14 protein-coding genes and 1 tRNA gene are annotated in these 16,206 nt (G+C 68.6%); 3 read left to right on the forward strand and 12 right to left on the reverse strand.

Translation table 11 applies throughout. The features are described 5' to 3' along the window. Positions 1-75: 75 nt before the first annotated feature. Positions 76-1,683 carry a rhodanese homology domain-containing protein gene (locus BP68_RS16750; RefSeq protein ID WP_496373855.1) on the forward strand — a complete coding sequence of 536 codons (1,608 nt, stop codon included), beginning with the start codon at positions 76-78 and terminating at the stop codon, positions 1,681-1,683. Positions 1,684-1,707: 24 nt separating this feature from the next. On the opposite strand, the gene BP68_RS16755 is transcribed toward BP68_RS16750, so the two are convergent. From BP68_RS16755 to BP68_RS16810, 12 genes are all read right to left on the reverse strand, one after another. Further along, on the reverse strand, positions 1,708-2,658 hold the full coding sequence (locus BP68_RS16755; protein WP_496373857.1) for a CysB family HTH-type transcriptional regulator: 951 nt from the start codon (positions 2,656-2,658) through the stop codon (positions 1,708-1,710). A gap of 94 nt (positions 2,659-2,752) precedes the next feature. Beyond that, complete coding sequence (locus BP68_RS16760) at positions 2,753-2,968, reverse strand: TOBE domain-containing protein (RefSeq protein WP_496373859.1); 216 nt, start codon at positions 2,966-2,968, stop codon at positions 2,753-2,755. A gap of 36 nt (positions 2,969-3,004) precedes the next feature. Then, positions 3,005-3,823 (reverse strand): ATP-binding cassette domain-containing protein, encoded by an 819-nt coding sequence (locus BP68_RS16765; RefSeq protein WP_496373861.1) that lies wholly within the window; start codon positions 3,821-3,823, stop codon positions 3,005-3,007. A 1-nt stretch (position 3,824) separates the two neighbouring features. Then, a complete protein-coding gene (locus tag BP68_RS16770) occupies positions 3,825-4,784 on the reverse strand; it encodes an aliphatic sulfonate ABC transporter substrate-binding protein (protein ID WP_496373863.1) in 960 nt (319 codons plus the stop codon). 17 nt (positions 4,785-4,801) lie between these two features. Beyond that, positions 4,802-5,662: an aliphatic sulfonate ABC transporter permease SsuC gene (ssuC, locus tag BP68_RS16775; protein ID WP_496373865.1), complete on the reverse strand. Its 861-nt coding sequence runs from the start codon at positions 5,660-5,662 to the stop codon at positions 4,802-4,804. Beyond that, positions 5,659-6,060 carry a VOC family protein gene (locus tag BP68_RS16780; protein ID WP_496373867.1) on the reverse strand — a complete coding sequence of 134 codons (402 nt, stop codon included), beginning with the start codon at positions 6,058-6,060 and terminating at the stop codon, positions 5,659-5,661. The genes ssuC and BP68_RS16780 overlap by 4 nt, the downstream gene beginning before the upstream one ends. Positions 6,061-6,071: 11 nt before the next feature. Continuing rightward, positions 6,072-7,250 carry an FMNH2-dependent alkanesulfonate monooxygenase gene (ssuD, locus tag BP68_RS16785; RefSeq protein ID WP_496373869.1) on the reverse strand — a complete coding sequence of 393 codons (1,179 nt, stop codon included), beginning with the start codon at positions 7,248-7,250 and terminating at the stop codon, positions 6,072-6,074. Positions 7,251-7,300: 50 nt separating this feature from the next. After that, entirely contained in the window at positions 7,301-8,263 is a 963-nt protein-coding gene (locus tag BP68_RS16790; RefSeq protein WP_496373871.1) for a sulfonate ABC transporter substrate-binding protein, read from the reverse strand. A gap of 142 nt (positions 8,264-8,405) precedes the next feature. Then, positions 8,406-8,999: an NADPH-dependent FMN reductase gene (gene ssuE / locus BP68_RS16795; RefSeq protein ID WP_496373873.1), complete on the reverse strand. Its 594-nt coding sequence runs from the start codon at positions 8,997-8,999 to the stop codon at positions 8,406-8,408. 169 nt (positions 9,000-9,168) lie between these two features. After that, positions 9,169-10,539 carry a serine hydrolase domain-containing protein gene (locus tag BP68_RS16800; protein WP_496373875.1) on the reverse strand — a complete coding sequence of 457 codons (1,371 nt, stop codon included), beginning with the start codon at positions 10,537-10,539 and terminating at the stop codon, positions 9,169-9,171. Between the two features lie 283 nt (positions 10,540-10,822). Continuing rightward, positions 10,823-10,898: transfer RNA gene (locus BP68_RS16805), tRNA-Arg, on the reverse strand. A gap of 71 nt (positions 10,899-10,969) precedes the next feature. Further along, positions 10,970-11,590 (reverse strand): TetR family transcriptional regulator, encoded by a 621-nt coding sequence (locus BP68_RS16810; RefSeq protein ID WP_496373877.1) that lies wholly within the window; start codon positions 11,588-11,590, stop codon positions 10,970-10,972. 179 nt (positions 11,591-11,769) lie between these two features. Here BP68_RS16810 and BP68_RS16815 point away from each other — a divergent pair, with 179 nt between their 5' ends. Continuing rightward, positions 11,770-13,041 carry an efflux RND transporter periplasmic adaptor subunit gene (locus BP68_RS16815; protein ID WP_496373879.1) on the forward strand — a complete coding sequence of 424 codons (1,272 nt, stop codon included), beginning with the start codon at positions 11,770-11,772 and terminating at the stop codon, positions 13,039-13,041. A gap of 18 nt (positions 13,042-13,059) precedes the next feature. After that, positions 13,060-16,206, forward strand: a complete 3,147-nt coding sequence (locus BP68_RS16820) for an efflux RND transporter permease subunit (RefSeq protein ID WP_496373881.1) — start codon at positions 13,060-13,062, stop codon at positions 16,204-16,206.

Consider the following 16,206-nt stretch of genomic DNA (forward strand, 5'->3'; position numbering starts at 1 on the left):
CCCGAAAAACCCGATTTATCGCGCCTCTCATTCTTCCTTTATCTCACTCCCGTTCACCCTGAACCCGCCCGCCCCATGACCCTGCTCCCGCCCCTGCCCCAGCTGTCCCCCCTCCAGATCCGCCAGGCGCTGCTCGACGGCCGCGAGATCGCCCTGCTCGACGTGCGCGAGGAAGCGCCCTTTGCCCAGGGCCACCCGCTGTTTGCCGCCAACCTGCCCGCGGGCCGCATCGAGATCGAGGCCTGGCAGCGCATCCCGCGCCGCGACACGCTTGTGGCGGTGTACGACGACGGCGAGGGCCTGGCCGACGGCGCCGCGCGCACGCTGATCGCGCTGGGCTACTCGCAGGTCCACCTGCTCGCCGGCGGCCTGCGGGGCTGGCGCGAGGCGGGCTACGAGCTGTTCATCGACGTGAACGTGCCCAGCAAGGCCTTCGGAGAGTGGCTGGAGGCCGAGCGCCACACGCCCTCCCTGCCCGCCACCGAGGTCCAGGCCCTGCTCGACCAGGGCGCCGATGTGGTGGTGCTGGACGCGCGCCGCTGGGAGGAATACCGGACGATGAGCATTCCCACCGGCATCAACGTGCCCGGCGCCGAGCTGGTCCTGCGCGCCCAGGCGCTGGCGCCCGACCCGGCCACGCAAATCATCGTCAACTGCGCCGGCCGCACGCGCAGCCTCATCGGCGCCCAGTCGCTGGTGAACGCCGGCCTGCCCAACCGCGTGGCGGCGCTGCGCAACGGCACCATCGGCTGGCTGCTGGCGGGCCAGCGCCTCGACCATGGCGCCCACCTGCGCTTCACCCCGGTGGACGCGGCGCAGCGCGCGCAGGCCGCCGCCCGCGCCCGCGGCGTGGCCGACCGCGCCGGCGTGCGCCGCGCGGACGCCGGCGACCTGGCCCGCTTTGCCGCCGAGCCGCAGCGCACCACCTACCGCATCGACGTGCGCACGCCCGAGGAATACGCGGCCGGCCACCTGCCCGGCTTTCGCCACTACGCCGGCGGCCAGCTGGTGCAGGAGACCGACCACGCCGCCCCGGTGCGCGGCGCGCGCATCGTGCTGGCCGATGACGAGGACGGCGTGCGCGCCAACATGACGGCGTCGTGGCTCGCCCAGATGGGCTGGGAGGCCTGGGTGCTCGACGGCGGCACGGCGGCCGAGCGCACCGAGACCGGCGAGCCCGCCCTGGCCTACCCGCCCCCGCCGGGGCCGGCCACGGCGGTCACCGCACAGCAGCTGGCCCAGTGGCTGCAGCAGGACGCGCCCGGCGACACCGCCGTGCTGGACTTCACCAGCAGCGCCAGCCATGTGCAGCGCCACATCCCCGGCGCCTGGTGGCTGACGCGGCCGCTGCTCGCGCAGGCGCTGCAGCACATCCCGCCCGCCCGGCGCTACGTACTGACCTGCGGCAGCGGCCTGCTGGCGCGCTATGCGGCGCAGGAGGTGGCGCACCGCACCGGCGCGCCCGTGTTCGTGCTCGAAGGCGGCACCCAGGCCTGGGCCGACGCCGGGCTGCCGCTGGCCAGCGGCGAGGCGCACCTGGCCGCGCCGCGCACCGACCGCTACCGCCGCCCCTACGAGGGCACGGACGCCCCGCGCGCGGCCATGCAGGCCTATCTGGACTGGGAGTTCGGCCTGGTCGAGCAGCTGCGGCGCGACGGCACGCACGGCTTTCGGGTGCTGTAGCCGCAGCGCCGCGGCGGCGCGCGCCTAGGCGCCGCCGCCCGCGATGGCATGCGGCGTGCGCAGCGCCTCGCGCACCACCTCGGCCGTGAGCGTGGGCACGAAGCTCTCGATGAAGCGGTAGGCATAGCCGCGCAGCCAGGCCCCGCGCCGCAGCGCCAGGCGCGTGAGGTTGACCTCGAACAGGTGCCGCGCGTCGATGGCGTGCAGGTGCCGGTCGCGCTCGGCGTCGAAGGCGATGGAGGCGACGATGCCCACGCCCATGCCCAGCTCCACATAGGTCTTGATCACGTCCGCATCCATGGCAGTGAGCACGATGTCGGGCACCAGGCCCTCGCGCGCGAAGGCCTCGTCGATATGGGCGCGGCCGGTGTAGCCCTGCTCGTAGGTGATGACGGGGTGGCTCGCCAGGGCCTCCAGCGTCACCGGCTGGCCCGTGTCGAGCAGCGCATGCCCCGGCGGCACCACGATGCTGTGCGACCAGCGGTAGCACGGCAGGGTGGCCAGTTGGTCGTAGCCGGCCAGCGCCTCGGTGGCCACGCCGATGTCGGCCTCGCCCGACAGCAGCATCTCGGCCACCTGGCGCGGCGAGCCCTGGTGCAGGTGCAGCGAGACCTGCGGGTACAGCGCCCGGAAGTCGCGCACCACCTGCGGCAGGGCGTAGCGCGCCTGCGAATGCGTGGCCGCCACAGTAAGGCCGCCGCGCTCGCTGCCGGCGAAGTCCTGCCCCGCGCGCCGCAGGTTCTCCACATCGAGCAGCAGGCGTTCGACGATGGGCAACAGCGCCTCGCCCGGCGGCGTCAGGCCGGTCAGGCGCTTGCCCGCGCGCGCGAAGATCTCCACGCCCAGCTCCTCCTCCAGCTCGCGGATCTGCCGGCTCACCCCGGGCTGGGAGGTGTAGAGCGTGGCCGCGACCTCGGTCAGGTTGAAGCCGCGCCGGGCCGCCTCGCGCACGGAGCGCAGTTGCTGAAAATTCATGGGCCCTGGATTGCTATTGTTTTAATAGCTGTTTGCGCTTTATACATGGGCGCAACAGCCTGTTTCCATCATATTTTTTGCCGCAAAGTGCGCATCACAGCTTGGCGATGGACACCTCCGTGGACTTGACCAGCGCCACCACGTCGGAGCCGATGGCCAGGCCCAGATCGTCCACCGAGCGGGTGGTGATGACCGAGGTGACGATGCCCCAGGGCGTCTCGACGTCGACCTCGGAGACGACGTCGCCGCGGATGATCTCGCGCACCTTGCCCTTGAACTGGTTGCGCACGTTGATGGCTTGGATGGACATGGTTTTCTCCTGTGAAAAGTCCGGTGGATAAAGAAATCAGATGGCCCAGCGCAGCGCCAGGGCCGGCAGGCCGCGCCAGCTGGCGTCGTCCTGCGCCTCCTCGGTGCCGGGCTTTTGCAGCACGCGGTCGAGGATGCGTTTTTCGATGGCGGCGAACGCCGCGTCGCCCTGCGAGCGCGGGCGCGCGAGGGCGATGCGCTCGTCCAGCGCGATGCGCCCGTCCTCGATGAGCACCACGCGGTCGGCCAGGGCCACGGCCTCCTGCACGTCGTGCGTGACCAGCAGCGCCGTGAAGCGGTGCTGCTGCCACAGCCCCTCGATGAGGCGGTGCATCTCGATGCGCGTGAGGGCGTCCAGCGCGCCCAGCGGCTCGTCGAGCAGCAGCAGGCGCGGCCGGTGCACCAGCGCGCGCGCCAGGGCCACGCGCTGGCGCTGCCCGCCCGACAGGCGCGCGGGCCATTCCTGCGCCCGGTCGGCCAGGCCCACCTGGGCCAGCACCTCGCGCCCGCGCTCGCGCTGCGCCGGGGGCAGGCCCAGCAGCACGTTGTCGAGCACCCGGCGCCAGGGCAGCAGGCGCGCGTCCTGGAACATGATGCGCACGTCCGGGTTGGGGCCGTGGGGCTGCGGCGCGGCGTGACCGTCCACGGCCAGGCGGCCCTCGGTGGCGCTCTCCAGGCCCGCGACCAGGCGCAGCAAGGTGCTCTTGCCGCAGCCGCTGCGGCCCACGATGGCGATGAACTCGCCGGGCTCGACGGTGAGCTGCACGCGGTGCAGCACCTCGCGCGCGCCATAGCGCTTGGTCAGTTGGCGGACTTCGAGCCGCACGCCGCCGGCGGCGGAAGATGCGTCGGCCATGTCACACCCCCGGCTTGAAGAGCGCCGCGTCCAGCGCATCGACCCTGCGCGGCAGCAGCTTCTCGGACAGGAAGGCGTCGGCGATCTTTTGCTGCTCGGCCAGGCCGTCGGGCACCACGGCGCGCACGGCGTAGCTGCGCCGCCCGTTGGCCTGCTCGATGGTGGCCGCGTCCAGCCCCCAGACGGGCGCCAGCAGCTGCGCCGCCTCGCGCGGGTGCTGCTTGACCCATTGGCCGGCCTGCTGCAGTTCGGCATAGATCACGCGCAGCACGTCGGGCCGCGCCTGGGCATAGCGCGTGGCGGCCAGGTAGTAGCGCTGGTACGAGGCGATGCCCGTGCCGTCGGCCAGCACGCGGGCGCCGGCCTGGCGCTGCGCGGCGGACAGGAACGGGTCCCACACCACCCAGGCGTCGATGGCGCCGCGCTCGAAGGCCGCGCGGCCGTCGGCGGGCGTGAGGTAGGCGGGCTGGATGTCGGCGAACGACAGGCCCGCCCTGTCCAGCGCGGCGATCAGCAGGTAGTGGGCCCCGGCGGCCTTGGCGAAGCCCACCTTCTTGCCCTTCAGGTCGGCCACGCGGGTGAGCGGCGAGTCCGCGCGCACCAGAATGGCCTGCGCGGTGGGCGAAGGCGCCTCCTGCGCCACGAAGGTCAGCCGCGCGCCCGCCGCCTGCGCGAACACGGGGACGGTGTCGGCCACGTCGGCGCTGAAGTCCAGGTTGTCGAGGTTCAGCGCCTCCAGCAGCGGCAGGCCGCTGGTGAACTCATGCCAGCTGGGCTTGACGCCCAGGGGCGCGAGCTGGCGCTCCAGCGTGCCCTGCGCCTTGAGCACGGCGATCAGGGTGGAAGACTTCTGGTAGCCGATGCGCACGGTGGCGGCAGCGCCCTGCTGGGCACGGGCGAGGCCTGCGGCGGTCAGTGCCAGCGCGGCGAGTGCGGCGCGGCGGTTCAAGGTGTCGGTCATGGCGAATGTCCTGGGGGTCATTTGGGGTGGTATCCGGGGTGCCAGCGCAGCCACCACTGTTCGAGCGCGCGGGCGAACACGTCGGCCAGCTTGCCCAGCAGGGCGTAGAGCAAGATGCCCACGAGCACGATGTCGGTCTGCAGGAACTCGCGCGCGTTCATGGTCAGGTAGCCGATGCCGGCCTGCGCGGAGATGGTCTCGGCCACGATCAGGATCACCCACATCAGACCCAGCGAGAAGCGCAGCCCCACGAGGATGGACGAGAGCGCGCCGGGCAAGACCACATCGCGGTAGAGCTGCCAGCGCGTCAGGCCGTAGGTGCGGCCCATCTCGATCAGGCCCGGATCGACGTTGCGAATGCCGTGGAAGGTGTTGAGGTAGATCGGGAAGAACACCGACACGGCGATGAGGAACAGCTTGGCCGACTCGTCGATGCCGAACCACAGGATGACGAGCGGAATGAGCGCCAGCGCCGGGATGTTGCGCACCATCTGGATGGTGGAGTCCAGCAGCGTCTCGGCCCAGCGCAGCGAGCCGGTGAGCAGGCCCAGCGCGAGCCCCAGGCCCCCACCGATGGCCAGCCCCAGCAGCGCCCGCCCCGCGCTGACCTGCACATGGGTCCACAGCTCTCCCGACGCGGTCAGCGTCCATGCGGCCCGGACCACCTCGATGGGCGCGGGCAGCACCCGGGTGGACAGCCACCCCAGCGACGAGGCCGCCTGCCACGCGGCGATGAGCGCCAGCGGCACGATCCAGGGCACCAGGCGGCGCCCCACGCCGGCGGCCAGCCGGCCCGCCAGGGCGGCCCAGCCGCCCGGCTCCCGCGGCGCACCGTCGAGCATGGCGGAGGTACTGAGTTCGCGAACGGCGTCGGTCATGGCGCGGCCCCCTGGTCAAGATGAATGAACTCGGCGTCGGGCTCCAGGAACTCGAGCTGGTTGCCCGCCGGGTCCTTCACGTAGAAGCGCAGATAGCCCGGCAGCGCGCTGTTCTCGACCAGCGGCAGCTCGGCCGCCAGCAGCCGGCTGCGCAGGGCGGGCAGGTCGTCCACCTCGAACGCCAGGTGCGACACGGCCGGCTGCGGCTGCCAGTGCTCCGCGGGCACCAGGTCGATGCGCTGGCGCCCGGCCGCGAAATGCAGGGCGCCCCGGTGCGGCGGACGCACCTCGCTCAGGCCCAGCAGGGCGCCGTAGAAATGCCGGATCGGCGCCTCGGCCCCCACGGGGAACGCGAGCTGCACATGGTTGATGGCATGAATGCCGGAATGCGTGCCCATGCGGGTCCCTTTCAGCCGTGCGCCGCGGTGCGCGGCACGTAGAGATTGGCCACGGCCTCGCCGGCCGGTGCGCCGAAGGGGCCGAGTGGCGCGCCGCCCGCCAGCTTTTCTCGCGTGCGCAGCGGCAGCAGCGGGAACACCAGTTCGGCGAAGCGGTAGGCCTCCTCCAGATGCGGGTAGCCCGAGAGCACGAACGTGTCGATGCCCAGCGCGGCGTATTCCTCGATGCGTGCCGCCACGGCCTGCGGGTCGCCCACCAGGGCCGTCCCCGCGCCGCCGCGCACCAGGCCCACGCCGGCCCAGAGGTTGGGGCTGATCTCCAGATCGGCGCGCGAGCGCCGGGTACCGCCCGCGTGCAGCGCGGCCATGCGGCGCTGTCCCTCCGAGTCCATGCGCGCAAACGCGGCCTGCGCCTGCGCCACGGTGTCCTGGTCCGCGTGGCTGATGAGCTCCTCGGCGGCCTGCCACGCCTGGGCGTCGGTTTCGCGCACGATGACATGCAGGCGGATGCCGAAGCGCACGCTGCGCCCATGCCTGGCCGCGCGCTCGCGCACGTCGGCGATCTTTCGGGCCACCTCGGCGGGTGGCTCGCCCCAGGTCAGGTAGGCGTCAACCTGCTCGGCGGCGAGGGCGTGCGCGGCCTCGGAGGAGCCGCCGAAATACACCGGCGGATAGGGTTTCTGCACCGGCGGGAACAGCAGCCGGGCCCCCTTCACGCGCAGGTAGTCGCCCTCGAAGTCGAGGCCTTCGCCCGCATGGCTGCGGGCCAGGATGTCGCGCCAGATGCGGATGAACTCGGCCGACTGGGCGTAGCGCTCGGCATGGTCCAGGAACACGCCATCGCCCTCCAGCTCGCCCTGGTCGCCCCCCGTGACCAGGTTGATGAGCAGGCGCCCCTCCGAGAGCCGGTCGAAGGTGGCGGCCAGGCGTGCGGCCAGGCTGGGCTGGTGCAGGCCGGGCCGCACCGCCACCAGGAACTTCAGCCGCTTGGTGCAGGCGATGAGGCTGGAGGCCACCACCCACGGGTCTTCGCAGGAGCGGCCGGTGGGAATGAGCACGCCTTCGTAGCCCAGGCTGTCGGCGGCGATGGCCACCTGCTTGACGTAGTCGTGGTTGACCTGCCGCCCGCCCCGTGCCGTTCCCAGGTAGCGGCTGTCGCCATGGGTGGGGATGAACCAGAAAATTTGCATGGATGTCGCTCCGTCGGAAAGGTGGCTGTGGGTCATGGCGCGGCCCTGACTCACGGCTGGGCGATGACAGCGGCGTCACTCACCCGGATGGGCCTGGGAATGAGCCGGAGTTCGTGGAAGGTGTCGGCGATCTTTTGCTGGTCGGCCACCACCTCGCGGGTGAGGGGCTGAACATTGAATTGGTAGCGGCGCAGCGCCAGCTCGACCACCTCCACCGGCAGGCCCTGCAGCGGAGCGATCAGTTCGGCCGCCTGGCGCAGGTTCTTCTTCAGCCAGATGCCGCGGTCGACCGAGTCCTCGAACAGCGCATCGATGACCTTCGGGTTGCGCAGCACGAAGCCGCGCTCGCCCAGGTAGTACTGGTAGTTGTTCACCACGCCCGGGGTGCCATCGGCCAGCACGCGGGCCCCCGTGGCCTTCTCGGCAGCCGCCTGGAAGGGGTCCCAGATCACCCAGGCATCGACGCTCTTGCTCTCGAAGGCGGCGCGGCCGTCGGCCGGCGCCAGGTACACGGGCTGGATGTCGGACAACCGCAGTCCATGCTTTTCCAGCTGCTTGACCAGCAGGTAATGGACATTGCTGCCCTTGTTGAGCGCGACCTTCTTGCCCCGCAGCTCCGCCACCGACCGTATGGGGGAATCCTGGGTCACCAGGATGGCCTCGGCGCGCGGCGCGGCCGGGTCGTACCCGAAGTAGACGAACTTGGCACCGGCCGCCTGCGCGAAGATGGGGGGCGCCTCGCCCACGTAGCCCACATCCACCGCACCGACGTTCAGCCCTTCGAGCAGTTGCGGCCCTGCGGGAAACTCCACCCACTTGACGCCAAAGCCCAGTGGCTGCAGCTTCTTCTCCAATGTCCCCTGGGCCTTTTGCAGCACGAACAGGCTGGCGGACTTCTGGTAGCCGATGCGCAGCAGCTTGCCGGAGCCCTGCGCCAGGACTGCGCCCGACGCGCCCAGGCCAATCAACAACGCCAACGCGGCACGGCGCGCGTAAGAAAACCCGTTCAACATGATGTGAATCCTTGTGTGCCAAACACCTGGAAAAGCCAGGCGACAGCCACCCCGCCTGCAGCCAGGCGCAGGGTGGCATTTCCGATCAAGACAGGGGCTGGCGGGACGCAGTACCGCCGCAAGACACGGCGGTGCTACCGCCTCAAACGCTACATCGCACCTGCGAGAAGTGCACGGGCACGAACTGGGTTGCCGGCACAGGCGCGGCGGGCCGCAAGGCCTCGTTGATGAGCAGGCTCACCGCATCGTCAATGCGGCCCGGCACGTCGCCGCCGACCTCATGGGCACCTTCCGGGGTCAGCACCACTTGCGCGTCGGTGGCATAGATGCCGGGCAGCACATGCTTCGCGCCCAGCGACTGCAGCACGGGACGCAGCGCGTAGTCGAGTGCCAGCATGTGATGCGGGCTGCCGCCGGTCGCCAAGGGCAGCACCGTCTTGCCCTTGAACGCGGTCTGCGGCAGCAGGTCCAGAAAGACCTTGAGCACGCCGCTATAGGCCGCCTTGTACACCGGGGTGGCGATGACTAGCACACGCGCTCTGTCCACCATGTCTGCCGCCTGCGCCACCGTGCGGTGCCCGGTGTCGGCCAGCAGCAAGGCCTGCGGATTCAGGTCGCGGATGTGCAGACGCTCGACCTGCGCGCCTTTGCCGGCCAAGCGGCGCCCCACGAACTCGAGCAACGCCGCGGAGCGCGAACGTTCGGAGGGGCTGCCGGCAATCAGAAGTGTGGACATGGGCGCTATTGCTTTCCAGAGACAGGGGAACCTATGGAACAGATTCTGGGATGCCGTCGATAAAACAACAAACAATAAGAATTCAGTTCCAAATACCCAAAACATCTGAATAGCAAGATGCCCAGTGCCTGCAGCAGCCCCGCATGCATGGCGCCCCGCGCAGAAGGCGTCAGCGGCGCTTGCGCATCAGCAGTTCCGCCAGGGCCTCGAATGCAGGCAAGGTGATGGGGTCGTTGGCGGAATTGCTCGCCACGGGATGCGAAGCGTAGCGGGCAATGACCATCTCGGCCGCCGGATCCACATAGATCCGCTGGCCATGGACGCCGCGGGCCATGAAGGCGCCATGGGCGTTGTGCGTGACCCACCACATGTTGCGGTAGCTCCAGCCCGGCAGCAGCTGGTAGCCCGCCTTGGCGAAGGCAGCCGTGTCACCGCCTCGGCGAATGTCATCCACGACCGCCTTCGGCACGATCTGCTGGCCACCGAAGCGCCCGTTCTGGCGCAGCATCTCGCCAAAGCGGGCCAGGTCGCGCAGCCCGGTGTTCAAGCCACCGCCGGCAAAAGGCGTGCCGCTGGAGTCCACCGTGAAGTAGGCGTCCTGCTCGGCGCCTATGCGGCTCCAGATGCGCTCCGACAACAGCTGCGCCACATGGCGGCCCGTGGCGCGCGCGATCACCCAGCCGAGGACATCGGAATTGACGGTTTTGTACGCAAATGCGTCGCCATGCACGCCTTCCGGCTGCACGGTTTGCAGATATTCGTAGTAGCTGCGCGGGCCGGTGTAGTCCGCAGGCTTGGGCAAGGGGCTGCCGGCCTGCGAATAGGCCCAGACCTCGGCCTTCGGATCGGCATAGTCCTCGCTGTACTTCAACCCCGTCGTCATGTCCAGGACCTGCCGCACGGTGGCATTGCCGAAAGCGGAGGCCGCCAGCTCTGGAACGTAGTCCGACACACGCTTGCGCGCATCCAGGCGACCCTCGGCCACCAGCATGGCGCCCAGCGTTCCCGTCACCGACTTTGTCACCGACATGGCCGCGTGCTGGCCGTCCGCCTGCAAGACACCGAAGTAGCGCTCATAGACGATGCGTCCACGGTGCAGCACCACGATGCCGTCGGTGTAGGTGGCCGCCAGCGATGATTGCCAGGTCATGGGTGCCTCTGCCCCCAGGGGCACGAAGCGCAGCGCATCAATGTCCGAACGCAATGCCCGTGGCAGCGGCACGGGCGCCGCAAGCCCGCGCGAGACATTGACCGTCGGCATGAGCTGCCGGAAGTTCGACACGCTCCAGCGCATCGCGGGAAACCGGAAATAGCTCCCGTCGTCGAAGCGCAGCCTGCGATCCGGCGGCGGTGGCGCGCCCACCATCCACCCCAGGCGGGCCGGATCGCTGGCCTCTGCATCCAGCGGCGCAGCGGCAGCGGACGCGGCGCCCCGGCTGGCCGGGCAAGCGCCTGCGGAGGCGCCCGCTCCTTCCCGCTCGCAACTGCCGTCGCTCGCCTGTGCGTAGGCATGCGCCCCCCAGCACAGCAGCCCGGGCAAGATGAGCCGCCATGTGACAAGGCCGCGCTGACGTGAACGTGGAGAACGAAAGAGGCGCATGGTCTTACTCACTGCAAACAGGAAGAAAGCGGCCGGGCCATATGTACCCGCCGTGCCCGGGTCGCTTGCGCATGGGGAGTGCCGCGCCCCAACGGAGGCTGTCACGATGCCATGCCGCGACTCGGAGAACGATACCGCCGGATGAAGACCGAGGGCAAGGCACGCGCGCGCCTCAGAAACGAAAAAGCCCGTGATCCTGAAAATCACGGGCTTCACGCAAGACTGGCGCGGCTGGCGGGGATCGAACCCACGACCCTTGGCTTCGGAGGCCAATACTCTATCCACTGAGCTACAGCCGCTTGGGAGGTCTGCGCTACGCACCAGGGGTATGGCGGGTGGCGCACAAAAGAAGGGCATTATCGCATGGCGGTTACGCGCGAAAGCCGAGTCCCTGCAGATAGGCATTCACCGTGGTGCGCCCCACCGCCACCAGATCGAAACGCTCACTGCCCAGGATCCATGCGTGCAAGAGCCCGCTGAACAGCGCGTGCAAACCGGTGGCCGCTGTCGCGGCGTCCATGGGCAGCGTGATGCCCTCCTCCGCGGCCGCCAGTCGCATGTCGCGCACCAGCAATTCCTGAAAGCGCGCCTGGGAGGCCAAATGCCGCTCGCGCACACCGATGAGCTCATCCACGTATTCCACGCGGTACATGGCGATCTCGAAGACGCGCCGCGTTTGTTCGTCGTTGACCACGCTGCACAGAACTCGCTCGACCACAGCAAGCAGCCGGTACAGCGGCGCAGCGTGGTTGGCGGCCTCGCCCGCGGCGCAGGCCTCTTCCAAGGGCAGGGTGATGCGGTCCAACATGGCGTTGAACAGATCCACCTTGTCCTTGAAGTGCCAGTAGATGGCTCCGCGGGTGGCTCCCGCGGCCAGCGCGATCTCGTTCAAGGACGAGCGCGCAACGCCTTTTGCATAGAACACACGCTCGGCAGCATCCAACAGGCTGTTGCGCGTAGCATCTGCATCTTCCTTGGTACGTCGTGCCACGGGTGATTGATCTCCGGAAAAAAGTAGCGTGGCAACCCGCCACAACATACGGCCAATTATACATTCATGTATGTATGTATGTACAATGCCGTCCACTTGAGCATTTGTCATTCGTCAATGCCAACATTCCCTGCTTGCCTGCACAGCACTTCATGCACCTTGCGTACCAAAGGAATCCCATGCCCCGTCTGAACAACGAGAACGCCCTCCATGCCCGCCAACCCCGGCGCCCTCCGACAGCGATCCTGTCGATCGCCCTGGCCGCCGCATTGGCCTTGAGCGCTTGTGGCAAGAAGGGGGACGCCCCCGCCGGTGCCGGCGCCCCCCCGCCGCCCGAAGTGGGCGTGGTCACGGTGCAGCCAGGCGACATTGGACTGGTCACCGAGCTGCCAGGCCGCCTGGAAGCCTCGCGCGTGGCCCAGGTGCGCGCTCGGGCCGCGGGCATTTTGCAAAAGCGTCTGTTCAGCGAAGGCAGCGACGTGAAGGCCGGCCAACAGCTGTTCCTCATCGACAGTGCGCCCTACCAGGCCAATCTGGCCAGCGCCGAGGCCAGCGTGGCACAGGCCGAGGCCAGCCTGGCCCAAAGCCGCGCGCTGGCCGAGCGCTACCGCCCCCTGGTGGCGGTCAATGCCATCAGCAAGCAGGAATACGACAACGCCGTTGCCGCGCAGAAGACGGCCGAGGCCAACCTTGCCGCAGCCAAGGCTGCCGTGACCACGGCCCGCATCAACCTGGGCTACGCCACGGTCACCGCTCCGATTTCCGGTCGCATCGGCCGCGCGCTCGTGACCGAAGGCGCACTGGTCGGCCAGGGTACGCCCACCGAGCTGGCCGTGATCCAGCAGATCAACCCGCTGTACATCAACTTCACACAGTCGGCGTCCGACGCCCTCAAGCTGCGGACCGCCATGGCCAGCGGCAAGTACAAGCAGGCGGGCGCCAATGCCGCCAATGTGCGCCTGGTGCTGGAAGATGGCAGCACCCACCCGCAAGCGGGCCGTCTTCTGTTCACCGATCTCACGGTGGACTCCACCAGCGGCCAGGTGACCATGCGCGCCGAAGTGCCCAACCCCGACCGCTCGCTGCTGCCAGGCCTGTACGTACGAGTGCAACTGGAGCAGGCGCAGGTGGACAACGGCATCTTGCTGCCCCAGCAGGCCGTCACCCGCACCGGCAAGGCCGACACCGTGATGGTGGTGGGCACCGACAACCATGTCGCACCGCGCCCGATCAAGCTTGGGCCGGCGCAGGGCTCCAACTGGGTGGTGCTCGACGGCCTGAAGTCGGGTGAGCAGGTCATGGTGGATGGTTTCCAGAAACTGCCCCGCGGCAAGCCCGGCGCCCCCGTCGTCGTCAAGCCCGTGCCTTGGCAACCGCAGGGCGCGCCCAAGGCTCCCGCCCCTGCGGCTCCGGCGGCGAGCCAGCCCGCTGCCACACCGGCCCAACAATAAGAATCAGGAGCGCGGCACATGGCCAAATTCTTTATCGAGCGCCCCATCTTCGCGTGGGTGATCGCCATCTTCATCATGGTGCTAGGCGCCGTGTCCATCACCCAACTGCCCGTGGCGCAGTATCCGGCGGTGGCCCCTCCCACCATCCAGGTGTCGGTGGCCTACCCCGGCGCCACGGCCCAAACCCTGGAGGACACCGTTCTCGCCGTCATTGAGCGCGAGATGAATGGCGCCACGGGTCTGGCCTACATGGAAACCACCAGCCAGGCCAATGGCACGGGCTCCATCGTGCTGAGCTTCGAGCCCGGCACCAATGACGACCTGGCACAGGTGGACGTGCAAAACCGCCTGTCGCGCGCGACCCCGCGCCTGCCGGCAGCCGTGACGCAGCAGGGCGTGCGCGTGGAGAAGTCGCGCGCGAACTTCCTGCTGTTCTCCATCCTCACCTCCGACAGCCCCAATGTGAGCATCGAGGCACTCAACGACTACGCTGCGCGCAACGTGGTGCCCGAGCTGCAGCGTATCCCCGGCGTGGGCGGTGTGACGCAATTCGGTGCCGAGCGTGCCATGCGCATCTGGGTCGACCCAGTCAAGCTCAAGGGATTCAATCTGCCCCTCAGCCAGGTCAACGCCGCGATCCGCGCCCAGAACGTGCAGGTGTCGGCGGGCAATCTGGGCGACCTGCCCAGCATGCAAGGGCAAACGACATCGGCCACGATCGTCGTGAAGGGGCAGCTGTCCACCGTCGAACAGTTTGGCGACATCGTCCTGCGCGCCAACACCGACGGCTCCACCGTGCGCCTGAAGGACGTGGCGCGCATCGAGCTGGGAGCACAAAGCTACAGCACCAGCGCGCGCCTCAACGGCTCTCCCGCTGTGGGCATGGGCGTGCAGCTCACCCCCACCGCCAATGCACTGGCCACGGCCGAGGCTGTGAAGGCCAAGCTGGCCGAACTGCAGAAGTACTTTCCCGAGGGCGTGGATTACGCCATCCCCTACGACACGTCCACCTTCATCTCGGTCTCCATCGAAAAGGTGGTCCACACGCTGCTGGAAGCCGTGGCGCTGGTGTTCCTGGTGATGTTCCTGTTCCTGCAGAACTTCCGCTACACCATCATCCCGACCATCGTGGTGCCGGTGGCGCTGCTGGGTACGTTCGGCGCCTTGCTGGCCATGGGTTTTTCGATCAACGTGCTGACGATGTTCGGCATGGTGCTGGTGATCGGCATCGTGGTGGACGACGCCATCGTGGTGGTGGAGAACGTGGAGCGCATCATGGCCGAGGAGGGTCTGCCGCCGTTGCAGGCCACTCGCAAGGCCATGGGCCAGATCTCGGGCGCCATCGTGGGCGTGACCGTGGTGCTGGTGTCGGTGTTCGTTCCGCTGGCGTTCTTCGCGGGCTCCACGGGCAATATCTACCGACAGTTCGCGGCCACCATGGGCACGGCTATCGCCTTCTCGGCCTTCCTGGCCCTGTCCCTCACGCCGGCCCTGTGCGGCACACTGCTCAAGCCCGTGTCGGAAGACCACCACGAGAAGAAAGGCTTCTTCGGCTGGTTCAACCGCGTGTTCAAGAGCACCACGCACAGCTACGAGTCGGGCCTGTCCCGCCTGGTGCGGCGCGGCGGTCGCATGATGATCATCTACGCGGCACTGATTGGCGCAGTGGGCATCGTGTACATGCGCCTGCCCACCTCGTTCCTGCCCAATGAGGACCAGGGCTACCTGATCACCAATGTGCAGTTGCCCTCGGGTGCCGCACTGGAACGTACGCAAGCCGCGCTGAGCGCCGTGGAAGACTTCGCGCTGAACCAGCCGGAAGTGAAGGACATCGTCACCGTGGCCGGCTTCTCCTTCTCGGGCCAGGGCCAGAACGCAGGCTTGGCGTTCGTCACGCTCAAGGATTGGAGCGAGCGCCCGGGCCCCGAGCACTCGGCCGACGCGATCGCGGGCCGCGCCATGGGTGCGCTCTCGCAGTTCCGCGATGCCTTCATCTTCGCGCTCAGCCCGCCCCCCATCCCGGAACTGGGCACCGCATCGGGCTTCACCTTCCGCCTGCAAGACCGCGGCTCCAAGGGCCACGATGCGCTGGTCGGCGCACGCAACCAGTTGCTGGGCATGGCCGCGCAGAGCAAGGTGCTCGCCGGCGTGCGTCCGGACGGCATGGAAGACGCGCCCCAGATGCAGATCAATATTGATCGCGACAAGGCCAATGCGCTGGGCGTCTCGTTCGACAACATCAGCAGCACCCTGGCCACGGCCCTGGGCTCTGCCTACATCAACGACTTCCCCAACCAGGGCCGCCTGCAGCGCGTGGTGGTGCAGGCCGACGCGTCGGCCCGCATGCAGCCCGAGTCGGTGCTGGATCTGCCGGTGCTCAACGACAAGGGGCAGGTCATCCCGCTGTCCACCTTTGCCTCCACGCAATGGATCACGGGTGCCATGCAAACCGTGCGCTACAACGGCTATCCGTCGATGAAGATCGCAGGCAATGCGGCCCCGGGCTTCAGTACCGGCGACGCCATGCAGGAAATGGAGCGCCTGGCGGCTCAGCTGCCCGAGGGCTTCGGTTTCGAGTGGACGGGACAGTCGCGCGAGGAAAAGCTCGCCGGATCACAGGCCATGGTGCTGTATGCGTTCTCGCTGCTGGCCGTGTTCCTGTGCCTGGCCGCGCTCTATGAGAGCTGGTCCATCCCGTTCTCGGTACTGCTCGTGGTGCCGCTGGGCGTGCTGGGCGTCGTGCTGGCCACGCTGCTGCGCGGCATGGCGAACGACGTGTACTTCCAGATCGGCCTGGTGACCATCATCGGCCTGTCGGCAAAGAACGCCATTCTGATCATCGAGTTCGCGAAGGACCTGCAGGCCTCGGGCAAGAATGTCATCGAGGCAGCACTGGAGGCCGCCCACCTGCGCTTCCGTCCCATCATCATGACCTCACTGGCCTTCACGCTAGGCGTGGTGCCGCTGTTCCTGGCTTCGGGCGCAAGCTCGGCCAGCCAGCGCGCCATCGGTACCGGCGTGATCGGCGGAATGATCACCGGCACCCTCCTGGCCGTGATCTTTGTTCCCGTGTTCTTCGTGGTGGTGCGCAGCTTCTTCAAGGGCAGCCAGCGCCAGCACGACCACGACTCCAAGCAGGCCCTGCAGCACCGCAGCGAGGCGTGA

This window comes from Diaphorobacter oryzae DSM 22780 (assembly GCF_059568935.1).

Coding starts and splice junctions, on each gene's coding strand:
- BP68_RS16750 (WP_496373855.1), top strand. CDS start 76: ATGACCCTGCTCCCGCCCCTGCCCCAGCTGTCCCCCCTCCAGATCCGC.
- BP68_RS16755 (WP_496373857.1), bottom strand. CDS start 2,658: ATGAATTTTCAGCAACTGCGCTCCGTGCGCGAGGCGGCCCGGCGCGGC.
- BP68_RS16760 (WP_496373859.1), bottom strand. CDS start 2,968: ATGTCCATCCAAGCCATCAACGTGCGCAACCAGTTCAAGGGCAAGGTG.
- BP68_RS16765 (WP_496373861.1), bottom strand. CDS start 3,823: ATGGCCGACGCATCTTCCGCCGCCGGCGGCGTGCGGCTCGAAGTCCGC.
- BP68_RS16770 (WP_496373863.1), bottom strand. CDS start 4,784: ATGACCGACACCTTGAACCGCCGCGCCGCACTCGCCGCGCTGGCACTG.
- ssuC (WP_496373865.1), bottom strand. CDS start 5,662: ATGACCGACGCCGTTCGCGAACTCAGTACCTCCGCCATGCTCGACGGT.
- BP68_RS16780 (WP_496373867.1), bottom strand. CDS start 6,060: ATGGGCACGCATTCCGGCATTCATGCCATCAACCATGTGCAGCTCGCG.
- ssuD (WP_496373869.1), bottom strand. CDS start 7,250: ATGCAAATTTTCTGGTTCATCCCCACCCATGGCGACAGCCGCTACCTG.
- BP68_RS16790 (WP_496373871.1), bottom strand. CDS start 8,263: ATGTTGAACGGGTTTTCTTACGCGCGCCGTGCCGCGTTGGCGTTGTTG.
- ssuE (WP_496373873.1), bottom strand. CDS start 8,999: ATGTCCACACTTCTGATTGCCGGCAGCCCCTCCGAACGTTCGCGCTCC.
- BP68_RS16815 (WP_496373879.1), top strand. CDS start 11,770: ATGCCCCGTCTGAACAACGAGAACGCCCTCCATGCCCGCCAACCCCGG.
- BP68_RS16820 (WP_496373881.1), top strand. CDS start 13,060: ATGGCCAAATTCTTTATCGAGCGCCCCATCTTCGCGTGGGTGATCGCC.